The following is a 13,008-nucleotide window of genomic DNA, read 5'->3' on the forward strand; positions in this document are numbered from 1 at the left end:
CACGAGCCCATTTACCTCTTTATTTTCCGCCATCTTTGTAATGCAGATTGTAAATATCATGGCGGCGATCTTTCAATTGCCTTACAGTACCAGACTGACGCTCCCGCCTTAAGATTTCCAAATCAACATCGCCAATCAGGACCATCTCAAGGTTTGGGCTGGTTTCCCCGACTATGCCGTCACGCGCAAATTCGAAATCTGATGGAGCGAAGATTCCAGATTGGGCATATTGGATATCCATATTTTCCGTTTGCGGAAGATTCCCGACCGTTCCGGAAATGACGGTATAAATTTGGTTTTCTACAGCACGGGCCTGGGCACAATAACGAACGCGCAGATAGCCTTGCCTGTCTTCTGTACAAAATGGAGTGAATATGATTTTGGCTCCCATGTCGGTAGCAATCCGGGCGAGTTCCGGAAACTCAATATCATAACAAATTTGTATGGCGATTTTTCCACAATCCGTATCAAAGACACGAACGCGGTCACCTGCGTTAATACCCCACCATTTTCTTTCATTCGGTGTGATATGAATTTTATATTGCTTTTCAATCGTCCCATCACGACGGAATAAATAAGCGATATTATAGATATTGTCATCATCTTCTTTTACGAAATGGGAACCGCCGATGATATTGACGTTATACCTTACAGCTAAAGTGGTAAACAACTCAATATACTGCTCCGTGAAGTCCGACAGTTTCCGTACAGCCAAGCTTGGTGACCTTTCATTCAAGAAAGACATCAGCTGGGTGGTGAACAATTCCGGGAACACGGCGAAATCCGCATTAGCATCCGAAGCAACGTCGGTGAAATACTCGACTTGATTAGCGAAGTCTTCGAATGAATCTATTTTACGCAGCATGTATTGCACGACGCAGATCCGTACCGGTTCGGATGTTTTATAATAACGTTTTGTTTTCGGCTGATAATCGACGTTATTCCACTCCATGAGCGTAGCATACTTATTGGATTGCAGATCATCCGGCAAGTAATTCGGATTGATCCTCATAAGCGTGAACCCATTTAAAAGCTGGAACGATAGAACCGGATCATATATTTTATGCAATTGCACTTCTTTCACATATTCCCTAGGTAACAGTTCATCCGCATGTTTATGGTAATTGGGGATCCTGCCGCCGATAATGATGCTTTTCAAATTCAAATGGGCAACAAGTTCTTTCCTTGAATCATATAGTCTTTGACCAATTTTCATCCTGCGGAATTTAGGATGGACCATGACCTCGATTCCATATAAATTATAACCGTCCGGATTATGGTTAGTGATGTACCCACCATCTGTTACATCGTCCCATGTATGGCGATCATCATATTCGTCAAAATTAATAATGAGACTAGAACATGAGCCAATCACTTTTCCATCATATTCAGCCACGAACTGTCCTGCCGGAAAAATCGCCAGATGGCTCTCAAGCTGATCTCGCTTCCAGGGAACCATTCCAGGAAAGCAACTCGACTGCAAAGCAATTATTTCATCTATGTCTCCTAGCCTCATATTACGTATTTCCATTATTTTTTCATATTTATGCAGGTCCAAATTAGGCATTTTCCTCAGACTCCTTTAATCTCTTCCATAAGAATTATACCCCTTATTCAAAAATTAAAACAGACGAACCTACCCAAGGTTTTCAAAATTACATTGATAAAATCCATTCTTAATGTCCCTTAAAAAGAATATATATTTTACAGACGCAGTCCATACATACTATACTTTTCATGAGAGCAAAAAGAGATGGGGAAGAGGAACCATGAACAATACAAAACGCAGTGTGGAAAACTTATTATTTGTTGCCTGGACTGCTTCCATCATTGCTATGTTTGGAAGCTTATATTTTTCTGAAATTAAGCAATATGAACCTTGTGCGCTATGTTGGTATCAGCGGATCATTATGTATCCTTTTACAATCATATTAGGAATTGCAATCATTCGAAAAGATTATTGGATCAGCTTTTATACCATGATATTATCCGCTATCGGTGCATTCATTTCCACATACCATTATTTGATACAAAAGGTTTCATTCTTTTCTGACCACACCCTTGCATGCGGAAGGGTTCCATGTACAGGACAATATATAAACGTATTTGGTTTCATAACCATCCCGTTCCTAGCCTTGACTGCATTCATCATTATTTTCATTTGCAGTTACATCATATGGACAAGATCCAAGGAGGTTGCAGCTTAATGAAGAAAATGGCTATATTTTTAGTGATAATCGTCGCGACATTTGTCCTGCTGGGCGTTTTTACAAACATGAAAAAAGAAGAAAAAACAAAAGGAAATCCATACGGCAAGGATAAACTTAAACCCGCTACGGTCGATCAGTTGGATGACCCCAATTACCAAAACTTGATCCTGCCGGAAGAATTGGAGCAGGACCTCCAGGATAACAAAGATATGACCGTTTATTTCTATAGTCCTGATTGCCCGCACTGTCAAAAAACCACGCCAATCGTAGCTCCTTTGGCAGAAAAATTGGGAATCGACCTAGTTCAATACAATCTTTTGGAGTTTGAACAAGGATGGAGCGATTATGGCATCAAAAGCACACCGACCATCGTTCACTATAAAAATGGCAAAGAACAAGAACGGATCGTTGGCTATAAAGATGAGGAAACGTTCGAGAAATGGTTCGAGGACCATGATATTAATTAAGGATGGAAAAAATGAGCCGGCCCTAACGGAAATGCTTCTCCCGTTATAGCCGGCTCATTTTTTTTGCCTTATACTAAATATTGATTCGCCACCTGGATGTCCAACATCTGCATATCATTACTCTCTTCATGGTTTATACTTGAAAAATGGTCATAATAAAAAGGGAAGAATATTCCGTATTCATTCAATAGAGTGATGTTATGTTGGAACAATTCTTCAGATTTAGATTCCATCAATATAGAATCTTCTTCCTTCTGTTTGTCTAATATCGACATGAGGACTTGAAGACATGTCATAACTTGAAATGCGTCTCTTAATGTTGCCAAGTAAGTAAAGGAACTTTGATTGGGCTCTAAAACGCCAATCTCGCGGAAGTGAAGGATTTCACTTTCCGTAAAGTATTTTGGAAATACAGATTCGTAGAAACGAGAAACGAGACTCGCTATTTCCTGCTCTTGTTCTTCTGTTGAAGAAAAGACCGTCTTCACTAAAAAAACCACCTTTTTTCAGATCCGTTAGACCTATCTATTATATGTATATTCTAGGACAAGCGATTTCTTTCCCCATAGAATAACATAAAAATTGTAAAAAATATGTGGTAATTTCCACCACCAAAAATCTTAGCAATAGGCCCAAGGTTACTTTTTTACAACTTATCCGTAATTATTATATATTTTTTTCATTTAAGCACAACCAAACGAGTCGAAAGTAGGAGTTAAATTGGAAAATTTCAAAATAACTAACCAACATTTAATAATAGAAGTTCTCCAAAGTTGGAATGGATTAACATTGGAAAAGCTTTTTAGGGAGCGTTGGAAGGCCCCAAAGAAGCTAGTACATGAATGGAGGATGAGTAAAGAGGTGACAGTGAACGGGAATTCCGTCACATGGTCGACTATCCTTAACGAAGGAGATACAATCAGCATCCCCTTATTGGATCACGCAGAAAATGAAACAATTAAAGCGGAAAATTTAGGAATTCCCATCTTATATGAAGATGACCTTTTGTTGATAGCCAATAAACCGGCTGGAATGGATACTCACCCTTCTCACCCCGGTGAAGCACACTCCCTCATAAATGGAGTCGCGCACCATCTTCAAAAAACCGGCCAGACCTGTATGATCAAGCATATTCATAGGCTTGATAAAGATACCACCGGTGCGGTCCTTTTTGCCAAAAACCGCCTCATTGGATCCATGCTGGATAGAATGTTGGAAGAAAGGGAAATCAAACGGACTTATCTAGCTTTAGTCGAAGGAAACATTAAAAAAGATGAAGGCGATATCAAAGAAAAGATTGGCCGTGACCGCCACCATGCCACGAGACGAAGGGTTTCCCCTACAGGCCAGACGGCAGTTACCCATTTTCGGGTGATCAATCGCGATTCCAAGAAAAACTTGACGCTCGTCAGCTGCACCCTGGAAAGCGGCCGAACCCACCAGATCAGGGTGCATTTCAGTCATTTGAATCACCCCTTGGCCGGAGATACCTTATATGGCGGAAAAAAGACATTTCATCGTCAAGCCCTGCATGCAAGGAAAATCGAATTCATCCACCCCATTTCAGAATTAAAAATGATCATTGAAGCTCCTTTCATTGATAGACCTGAAATATTCGACGATCACATATAATACAAACAGATACCAACGTTCCATTTCGGAACGGTGGTCTTATTTCTTCATTAATATTATTCCGAAATTGTTGCTTATATTTTTTGCTCAACCAGCAGACGAACTATGTTGGACGGATAATAATCCTTTACGGCCGGATTATCCGCAGGTTGGTTCGAAATTTCACACTCTACAGTTGGAATATTCGCAAGTTGGAACGAAACCCGTTCATTTTGACACAAAAAAATAGCTGGCCACTTGGGCCAGCTTTATTTTTGTATTTATGACGCTTTTCTCATGCCTTTTAAGATAAGGCTTAAGATGAAGACAAATACGATTGCACCAATCAATGCTGGAATTATAGCGAAATCTGCTACTGAAGGTCCCCAGTTCCCAAGAATTAATGAACCTAACCAAGCTCCAACAAAACCAGCGATAATGTTACCGATAATTCCAAATGGAACGTCACGTCCAACGATCATACCTGCTAACCAACCAATGATACCTCCGATAATTAATGACCATAAAAATCCCATAATATATTTCCTCCTTCAAATTAGTTAATTTTTTAATTCCTGCAGCAGACTCCAAGAAAACCAATCACTTCCATTTTGTCATGCCTGTTTTCAGTTCTTTTAACTTTTTCATTCAAATGGTATGATGCCGATTCGCATAATATCTAATGAATGTGAATGTTTTAGTTATTGGGTAGAGTTAGCTAGCTATAGCCCTTGAGTAACTGATTGGACAATCCTCATGTTAGTGAATTTTTTCTTTTTGTTTGCCGCTGTACTCATTATTTTCCCCGTTTAATTAATCTAAAACCTAATTTTTTTTAAAAATATTTGGCAACGAAAACAGGATTATCAGACATATTAAACGGGTATACGATAGGCTTTACTTTGTCACATAGTTAGTATAAGCAGTAACTGTTTCAATTATGTTCATAAAGGAAAAAGAAAAAGGATGCCCCCTTATCGGGACACCCTCCTATCATTTGCAGTATTCTTTTTAGAATAAAAGTTCATCGGGGTTGCTACCGAACCGTTCATTTTTGTTCAAGGCATCTATTTGATTCATTTCATTCAAGCTTAATGTAAAGTCAAATACTTGTGCATTTTCCTCGATACGGGACGGCGTAATCGATTTAGGAATTACAACTAGATCATTTTGTAGATGCCACCTAATCAACACTTGTGCTGAACTTTTCCCATGCTTCTTCGCTATATGATTAATTGTCGGCTCTTCCAATAGGTTCCCTCTGCCTAGCGGGCTCCAAGATTCTACCTTTATTTCATGTTTTGCACAGTAATCACGAATTTCGACTTGAGTCAAAAGTGGATGCAATTCTATTTGATTGACGACCGGTTTCACTTCACTGTTTGCAAGTAAATTTTCTAAATGATGAACATGGAAATTACTTACTCCGATTGATTTCACCTTACCATCCTTATAAATCTTTTCCAATGCCCTCCAGGTTTCCAGATATTTATCTTTTCCCGGCCAGTGGATCAGGTATAAATCCAGGTATTCCAAACCAAGGCGATTTAAACTATCATCAAATGCCTGGAGCGTCGTTTCGTATCCTTGCTCTGTATTCCACACTTTAGATGTAATGAACAAATCTTCACGAGGCACTCCACATTCCCTAATCGCCTGACCAACACCTTCTTCATTTTCATAAATGGCCGCCGTATCAATCGCACGATAACCAACTTCAATTGCTTTCTTGACAGACTCAACCGTTTCATTGCCGTTTTTCACTTTAAATACACCGAAACCCAACTGTGGCATTTTAACTCCATTATGTAAGGTGATCGTTTCCCCAATATTTGAAATCATTCCATTATTCCCCCTTACTTTTATTTACCAATTATACATCCCTCCACCTTCTATTTCTAACCATAAGCCTCGGGATTTATAGAGTCCCTTAAGCGAAAACGCACCCTTGAATACCATTTATATATATTAAAGGGCACATTTTACTTTTTAATCATTCACTAAGTTAAATATTTTGTAAAAAAATGACGAAACATCTATCCTTATAGGTATGTAATTCGTTACAATTGTATAGTTCGACTTTAAACCAAGTAAAAAAGAAGGTGCCATCTTTAAAGAATAATCAAACGAAAAACTCCCATTCTAAATATTGAGGAGTTGCAAACAGTCCTGAGCCCATTCATTGGCCACAATCCATGTACACTTTACATACTTGAAATCAAGGGAGTCCTCCATGTATGAATAGCATACTCATCTTAACCGCGCTAATTATTATTTTTGCTTTGGTCTTTGACTTTATCAATGGTTTCCATGATACGGCTAACGCCATCGCTACAGCAGTATCAACCAAGGCGCTTAAACCACGTCACGCAATCATCATGGCTGCGGTCATGAATTTATTAGGAGCACTGACCTTTACCGGTGTAGCGCATACCATTACGAAGGATATCGTTGATCCTTTCACATTGAACAATGGTTCTTATGTAATCCTTGCTGCCCTGCTCTCGGCAATAATATGGAATTTAATCACTTGGTATTTTGGTATTCCAAGCAGTTCCTCCCATGCGATCATTGGTTCAATAGCGGGAGCTGCCATCGTGGCTAGTGGATTCGATGCGATTAAATGGAATGGATTCACTAAAATTGTACAAGCATTGATTCTATCACCTATCCTTGCCTTTACGCTTGGATTCATTGTATACAGTATCTTCAAGGTCGTATTCAAAAATAATAATTTAGGAAAAACCAATAAGCGATTCAGGAGAATACAAATTCTCACGGCGGCCATCCAGTCTTATACACATGGAACGAATGATGCTCAAAAATCCATGGGTATCATCACGATGGCTTTGATCGCTAACGGATATGCCTCTACCTCTGAAGTTCCTTTCTGGGTACAATTATCCTGCGCAATAGCCATGGCGCTTGGTACATCAATCGGAGGTTGGAAGATCATCAAAACCGTTGGCGGTAAAATCATGAAAATCCGGCCGGTTAATGGTGTGGCTGCCGATATGACTGGAGCGGCCATCATTTTCGGTGCAACCTTCCTGCATATGCCGGTCAGCACGACACATGTCATTTCTTCTTCAATACTTGGGGTCGGTTCTGCCCACCGCATTAAAGGGGTAAAATGGGGAACCGCAAAAAACATGTTAATCACTTGGTTCATCACATTGCCAATTTCCGCTTCCTTAGCTGGAATCATTTACTATTTGATTGCTTTATTTTTATAGAACCCTTTGCCTTTCCATATCGGAAAGGCTTTTTTTCTACAGATTTTTCCTTTATAAGCGTATGTTTTTCCCAATTTTTAATTTTCCTTGTTTTTTTATGTAAAGTTTTATTAAGATTTTGTAAATTTTCGTCGAAAAACCTTCCCGGATACTACATGAATTCGTTACAATCAATTTGTTAATACTAAGCGTACGACTAAGGTGCGTAAATTTGCATGACTAATTGGGAGGCTTTAACATGGCTTTTAAATCAAAAAAAGACAAATTCGCAGTAATGCTTTTTAACATCGCTCAAAACCTTAAAGAAGGTGCTGACTATTTCGCGGATTATAAACTCAAAAACATCTCCGATCTAAAAGTATTTTCAGATACGATGAAAGACTATGAGCATAAAGGCGATTCAATGGTTCATAATGTGATTAAAGAGCTGAACAATGCCTTCATCACTCCCATCGAACGGGAGGATATCCTTGAATTAACCATGAGAATGGATGATGTCATAGACGGTTTGGAACACTGTGCGGCATTATTCGAAATGTACTCAATTGTCAATGCAGACGAGTATATGCTTAAGTTTGTGGATGCAATCAAACAGTGTACGTATGAGATTGAAAATGCTGTCGATACACTATCCACTAAAAAATTGCCTATGATTCGTGAAAATGCAATCAAAATTAAAGATCTTGAATCCGTTTGTGACGGAATCCAACGTCAATCAATCAAAAACTTGTTTACAGTTGAAAAAGATCCTATCAGGATCATTCAATATAAAGAAATATACGAAAGCCTTGAAGAGATTGCCGATCACTGTCAAGCAGTGGCCAATACACTTGAAACAATCATAATGAAAAACGCCTAAGGAGTACCCCAATAAATGGATACTTTATTAATTTTAACAATATTAATCGTTTTCTTTGCTTTAGCATTTGATTTCATCAATGGTTTCCATGATACAGCAAATGCAATTGCTACAGCTGTTTCAACAAAGGCCATGAAGCCTCGGCATGCCATTATCATGGCAGCCATTATGAACTTCGTCGGAGCTATGACGTTTACAGGCGTAGCAAAGACCATAACGAAGGATATCGTGGATCCGTTCACGCTTCCAAATGGTTCATATGTAATCTTGGCAGCTTTGCTTGCCGCTATTATATGGAACCTCCTTACATGGTATTACGGGATACCAAGCAGTTCATCCCACGCATTGATTGGTTCGATTGCAGGTGCCGCCATTGCCGCCGCTGGTTTCGCCGGTATAAAATGGGAAGGATTCTTAAAAATTCTTCAAGCTTTGATTTTCTCCCCGCTAATTGCTTTTGCAATCGGGTTTATCGTATACAGCATCTTTAAAGTTGTATTTAAAAATAATAACTTGACAAAAACAAACCAAAAATTCCGGACTATACAGATTGCTACTGCAGCACTTCAATCGTATACCCACGGAACGAATGACGCCCAAAAAGCCATGGGGATCATCACGATGGCCCTTATTGCAAACGGCTATGCAACAAGTACTGACATCCCCTTCTGGGTTCAATTTTCATGTGCGTTAGCGATGGGACTTGGAACTTCTGTTGGTGGATGGAAAATCATTAAAACGGTTGGTGGCAAGATTATGAAGATCCGCCCTGTCAATGGTGTTGCAGCGGATTTAACCGGAGCCTTCATCATTTTTGGCGCGACCGTGATACACATGCCAGTTAGTACAACACATGTTATTTCTTCTTCGATTCTTGGAGTTGGTTCAGCCCACCGTGTTAAGGGAGTAAAATGGGGAACGGCAAGAAGAATGATTGTAACCTGGTTCATTACCATTCCTATCTCAGCAACATTAGCAGGTTTGCTTTATTATTTAATAAATTTCCTATTCTAAAATAAAAAAATCCCTTCCGGTTTCCATCGGCAGGGATTTTCTGTTTCCTTTGTAATAACATAGATATAATTCTATGCGAAATCATGGATAATCGTTTAAAATTTAAAGAAGAAGGAATTTTTTTAGCGAGGGGCAAAATAAAAATGAAGGAATTCGAAAAAAATAGAGATATTTTTAAAGACCTTTATGGAGATATGATGGAGTTTGCAGATAGAATCAGTTCTGTTTTAGGTTGCCCCATTACAATCGAGGACGGTAACCACCGCTTACTTGCTTATAGCACACACGATGATACTACGGATCAGGCTCGTATCATGACCATAATCGGAAGACGTGTCCCTGAAAAGGTCATCAACAGTTTGTGGAAAGATGGCTTCATCCCCGCGTTACTGAAAGAAGATGTCCCCATTAAAATCGGGGCCATCAATGATGTCGGTCTCGGTAACAGGGTTGCGGTTTCCATACGGAAAAATAACGAAGTACTTGGATTCATTTGGGCTTTGGAAGTAAATGAACCTTTCTCAGAAGAAGATATGAAATTTCTGCAATTCGCTGCCAAGGAGGCGAAGAACCAGTTACAGCAATTGCAATTGAAAAAGAAAAGAAAAGAAGCAGGTCATCAGGAGTTCCTTTGGCGCATGTTGACCGGGCACTACCAAGAAGAATCGGAAATAATTGAAAATTATACGAAATTCTCCATCCATGTTCCAGTGGGTTTTTCTATATTGGTATTCGAATTTCCTAAAGAGATCAATCGCGAAGTGGAGCGCTACATTTCATACATGTTAACGACCACTCAAAAGATAAACAGTTCCTTATTTGCCATTGACCATAACAAGCTCATTCTTTTCGCGGGAGCCAACCAGGAAAACAGCCCTTCTTTCACTTCATCGATTTATGAGTTCATTCCTTTTTTCATTCTGGAGATGAAACGGCGTTTCGGTGTTGAGAATATCCTTGGAACGGCTGGCAATATGTATAAAAACTTAATGGATGTTAAATCAAGTTACGAAGAAGCTCAATACACCCTAAAAATGAAGAATATTTTCCCAGATGACATGAAACTCATTTTACATTATGAAGAACTTGGCATGTTTCAAATGATTGAAACACTCGCAAGCAACAAACAGCGTCGTGTTCATCCTTCCATCCTTAAGCTAAAAGCATACGACATGAAAAACCAGACGGAATTGCTGCAAACACTCTCTGTCTATCTAGAGAAAGACTGCAACCCTAATGAAGCTTCAAAAAATCTTCATATCCATGTGAATACATTGAATTACCGATTAAAAAGGATCTCGGAAGTGGGAAATATCCGGTTAAAAGACCCGATTCAAAAAATGTCCCTCTTTCTTAATATTAAACTTAATCAATATGATGAATTTTTCAAGAAAAATTAATGATATATTCCCTGATATGGAATACTAGAAGTGTGGAAAGGTTGATCATATGATATTTGAAACAAAAGAAGAACTTGAAAAAGAATTAACAATCATTGAAAAATGGGAGAAAGATCAGAAAGGACTATGGTTTTGGGAACGGATTGGGCGGATTCCCTTCAAGCTATTGGATAAGTTGACACCCGATTTCATTCAGAAAAAGTTAGGTGTCATGCTTGATGAAATCGGCAGCTACATTCAGAATGGCGGAAAATATTTAACGAAAGAAGCTCATATTCTAAGTCAGCTGCAAGCCAAGGTTCCCGAGTTGATTATTACTGACCTGGAAGATATTTCAAGCATCCCCCTCCATATCATGGATAGCGTGAGTCAGGATATTAAAAATTCAGGCAGTAAATTGGCAACAGTTCAAGGTGCCACTACAGGGATTGGCGGAATCTTCACCTTGGCCATCGACATCCCCCTTCTTCTCGGCATGTCGATCAAAACCCTTCAGGATATCGCCATCACATATGGCTTCAATCCTAGAGACCGCGAAGAACGTATTTTCATCGTCAAATGTCTGCAATTCACAACATCGGATATTGTCGGCAAAAAGGCTCTATTAAATGAATTGTCGAAAATGAACCAGTCTGATACCCAATCAAAAAGGGAAATAGCATCCGAACTGCAAGGATGGCGAGAAGTTGTTTATACATACCGTGATCAGTTTGGCTGGAAAAAGCTTTTGCAAATGGTTCCTGTTGCCGGAATAATATTTGGCGCCCTTACAAATCGTTCCATGATTGCCGATATAGCCGATACGGGAATCATGCTTTATAAAAAAAGAAGGATTTTAGAGCGCATTCAAGAACCTATTACAAAGAATTGAATTCAGCATTAAAAGGATCTTGATCCTGGCGAGTCCATGTTTTTTGAAACTGCGTTTGTGGAATTCCACAAATACACCTTTTTCATTTTTCTGATTTCCACATACTAACTGTTTCTTTTTCCAACTATACTTGTGATACAAATAGTAAAACATATTATTGGAGGGATTAAGATGAGAATAGGAATTCCAAAAGAGATTAAAAACAATGAAAACCGTGTAGCTATCACTCCAGCTGGGGTTGTAGCATTAGTCAACGCAGGGCACGAAGTATTAATCGAAATGAACGCAGGTCTAGGAAGCAGTTTTACAAATGAATCATATCTAGAAGCTGGTGCTGTTATAGTCGAGGACGCTGCTAGCGTTTGGTCAAGCACAGAAATGATCATGAAAGTAAAAGAACCTATCTCATCTGAATATAAATATTTCCGAAAAGATTTAATCCTTTTCACATATTTACATCTAGCGGCTGAACCGGCACTAGCTCAGGCCCTAAAAGAAAGCGGTGTCTTGGCCATTGCTTATGAAACGGTTGCAGTAAACCGCACACTTCCTTTATTGACACCAATGAGTGAGGTTGCAGGACGCATGGCTGCACAAATCGGTGCTCAGTTCCTTGAAAAAAATAACGGCGGCAAAGGAATTCTCTTAAGCGGAGTTCCTGGAGTTAAACGTGGTAAAGTCGCTGTTGTCGGCGGAGGTATGGTTGGAACGAATGCTGCTAAAATCGCTATTGGATTAGGCGCAGATGTTACCATTCTTGACTTAAGCCCTGACCGCCTTCGTCAACTTGATGATATTTTCGGAAATGAACTGACTACACTTATCTCCAACCCTTATAATATTGCAGAAGCAGTCAAAGATGCCGACTTAGTAATCGGTGCTGTATTGATTCCAGGTGCTAAAGCTCCTAAGCTCGTTACTGAAGAAATGGTTAAATCGATGTCTCCAGGTTCAGTCATTGTCGATGTTGCAATCGACCAAGGCGGTATCTTTGAAACGGTCGACCACATAACAACACATGATAACCCTACTTATGTTAAACATGGAGTAGTGCACTATGCAGTAGCGAATATGCCAGGAGCAGTGCCTCAAACTTCTACAGTTGCTTTAACTAACGTAACAGTACCATTTGCACTTCAAATTGCAAACAAAGGTGCCATCAAAGCGATCCTTGAAAATGATGCACTTGCAAAAGGCGTCAATGTAGCGAACGGTGAAATCACGTTCGAAGCAGTTGCCACAGACCTTGGCTACAACTATGTAAGTGTTGAAAACGCCTTAAACTCAAATAACATTAACGCTTAATAAAAAATAAGACTCCAGACACAATCTTGTCTGGA

The 13,008-nt window shown here is 39.4% G+C and carries 13 protein-coding genes; 9 read left to right on the plus strand and 4 right to left on the minus strand.

What is annotated here, in order from left to right; translation table 11 throughout:
• Nucleotides 1-19 precede the first annotated feature (19 nt).
• Complete coding sequence (locus BS1321_RS07670) at nucleotides 20-1,567, minus strand: carbon-nitrogen hydrolase family protein (protein ID WP_063235637.1); 1,548 nt, start codon at nucleotides 1,565-1,567, stop codon at nucleotides 20-22.
• Between the two features lie 202 nt (nucleotides 1,568-1,769).
• On the opposite strand from BS1321_RS07670, the gene BS1321_RS07675 reads away from it, so the two are divergent.
• Entirely contained in the window at nucleotides 1,770-2,207 is a 438-nt protein-coding gene (locus tag BS1321_RS07675) for a disulfide oxidoreductase (RefSeq protein WP_063235636.1), read from the plus strand.
• Nucleotides 2,207-2,677, plus strand: a complete 471-nt coding sequence (locus BS1321_RS07680) for a thioredoxin family protein (RefSeq protein ID WP_063235635.1) — start codon at nucleotides 2,207-2,209, stop codon at nucleotides 2,675-2,677. Before BS1321_RS07675 ends, BS1321_RS07680 begins: the two co-directional genes overlap by 1 nt.
• Nucleotides 2,678-2,745: 68 nt before the next feature.
• Here BS1321_RS07680 and BS1321_RS07685 read toward each other — a convergent pair whose 3' ends face one another.
• Entirely contained in the window at nucleotides 2,746-3,165 is a 420-nt protein-coding gene (locus tag BS1321_RS07685) for a DUF5365 family protein (RefSeq protein WP_063235634.1), read from the minus strand.
• 301 nt (nucleotides 3,166-3,466) lie between these two features.
• Between BS1321_RS07685 and BS1321_RS07690 the strand changes: the two genes are divergently transcribed.
• Nucleotides 3,467-4,309: an RluA family pseudouridine synthase gene (locus BS1321_RS07690; RefSeq protein ID WP_335672016.1), complete on the plus strand. Its 843-nt coding sequence runs from the start codon at nucleotides 3,467-3,469 to the stop codon at nucleotides 4,307-4,309.
• Between the two features lie 260 nt (nucleotides 4,310-4,569).
• Here BS1321_RS07690 and BS1321_RS07695 read toward each other — a convergent pair whose 3' ends face one another.
• Together BS1321_RS07695 and BS1321_RS07700 are read right to left on the minus strand one after the other, a co-directional pair.
• Complete coding sequence (locus BS1321_RS07695; protein ID WP_170946860.1) at nucleotides 4,570-4,824, minus strand: GlsB/YeaQ/YmgE family stress response membrane protein; 255 nt, start codon at nucleotides 4,822-4,824, stop codon at nucleotides 4,570-4,572.
• Between the two features lie 475 nt (nucleotides 4,825-5,299).
• Nucleotides 5,300-6,130, minus strand: coding sequence for an aldo/keto reductase (locus BS1321_RS07700; RefSeq protein WP_063235633.1), 831 nt, complete (start codon nucleotides 6,128-6,130; stop codon nucleotides 5,300-5,302).
• A 395-nt stretch (nucleotides 6,131-6,525) separates the two neighbouring features.
• Here BS1321_RS07700 and BS1321_RS07705 point away from each other — a divergent pair, with 395 nt between their 5' ends.
• From BS1321_RS07705 to ald, 6 genes are all read left to right on the plus strand, one after another.
• On the plus strand, nucleotides 6,526-7,524 hold the full coding sequence (locus tag BS1321_RS07705) for an inorganic phosphate transporter (protein ID WP_063235632.1): 999 nt from the start codon (nucleotides 6,526-6,528) through the stop codon (nucleotides 7,522-7,524).
• 238 nt (nucleotides 7,525-7,762) lie between these two features.
• Complete coding sequence (locus BS1321_RS07710; RefSeq protein WP_063235631.1) at nucleotides 7,763-8,383, plus strand: DUF47 domain-containing protein; 621 nt, start codon at nucleotides 7,763-7,765, stop codon at nucleotides 8,381-8,383.
• A 15-nt stretch (nucleotides 8,384-8,398) separates the two neighbouring features.
• Entirely contained in the window at nucleotides 8,399-9,397 is a 999-nt protein-coding gene (locus BS1321_RS07715) for an inorganic phosphate transporter (protein WP_063235630.1), read from the plus strand.
• A 143-nt stretch (nucleotides 9,398-9,540) separates the two neighbouring features.
• The gene (locus tag BS1321_RS07720) at nucleotides 9,541-10,797 is read left to right on the plus strand and encodes a PucR family transcriptional regulator (protein ID WP_063235629.1); all 1,257 of its coding nucleotides are present in this window, start codon (nucleotides 9,541-9,543) and stop codon (nucleotides 10,795-10,797) included.
• A 49-nt stretch (nucleotides 10,798-10,846) separates the two neighbouring features.
• Nucleotides 10,847-11,668, plus strand: a complete 822-nt coding sequence (locus BS1321_RS07725) for an EcsC family protein (RefSeq protein ID WP_063235628.1) — start codon at nucleotides 10,847-10,849, stop codon at nucleotides 11,666-11,668.
• A gap of 171 nt (nucleotides 11,669-11,839) precedes the next feature.
• The gene (gene ald / locus BS1321_RS07730; protein ID WP_063235627.1) at nucleotides 11,840-12,973 is read left to right on the plus strand and encodes an alanine dehydrogenase; all 1,134 of its coding nucleotides are present in this window, start codon (nucleotides 11,840-11,842) and stop codon (nucleotides 12,971-12,973) included.
• Nucleotides 12,974-13,008 lie beyond the last annotated feature (35 nt).

Origin of the sequence: Peribacillus simplex NBRC 15720 = DSM 1321 (genome assembly GCF_002243645.1) — a bacterium.
GTDB classification, from domain to species: Bacteria; Bacillota; Bacilli; order Bacillales; family DSM-1321; genus Peribacillus; species Peribacillus simplex.

Coding starts and splice junctions, on each gene's coding strand:
- BS1321_RS07670 (WP_063235637.1), bottom strand. CDS start 1,567: ATGCCTAATTTGGACCTGCATAAATATGAAAAAATAATGGAAATACGT.
- BS1321_RS07675 (WP_063235636.1), top strand. CDS start 1,770: ATGAACAATACAAAACGCAGTGTGGAAAACTTATTATTTGTTGCCTGG.
- BS1321_RS07680 (WP_063235635.1), top strand. CDS start 2,207: ATGAAGAAAATGGCTATATTTTTAGTGATAATCGTCGCGACATTTGTC.
- BS1321_RS07695 (WP_170946860.1), bottom strand. CDS start 4,824: ATGGGATTTTTATGGTCATTAATTATCGGAGGTATCATTGGTTGGTTA.
- BS1321_RS07700 (WP_063235633.1), bottom strand. CDS start 6,130: ATGATTTCAAATATTGGGGAAACGATCACCTTACATAATGGAGTTAAA.
- BS1321_RS07705 (WP_063235632.1), top strand. CDS start 6,526: ATGAATAGCATACTCATCTTAACCGCGCTAATTATTATTTTTGCTTTG.
- BS1321_RS07710 (WP_063235631.1), top strand. CDS start 7,763: ATGGCTTTTAAATCAAAAAAAGACAAATTCGCAGTAATGCTTTTTAAC.
- BS1321_RS07715 (WP_063235630.1), top strand. CDS start 8,399: ATGGATACTTTATTAATTTTAACAATATTAATCGTTTTCTTTGCTTTA.
- BS1321_RS07720 (WP_063235629.1), top strand. CDS start 9,541: ATGAAGGAATTCGAAAAAAATAGAGATATTTTTAAAGACCTTTATGGA.
- BS1321_RS07725 (WP_063235628.1), top strand. CDS start 10,847: ATGATATTTGAAACAAAAGAAGAACTTGAAAAAGAATTAACAATCATT.
- ald (WP_063235627.1), top strand. CDS start 11,840: ATGAGAATAGGAATTCCAAAAGAGATTAAAAACAATGAAAACCGTGTA.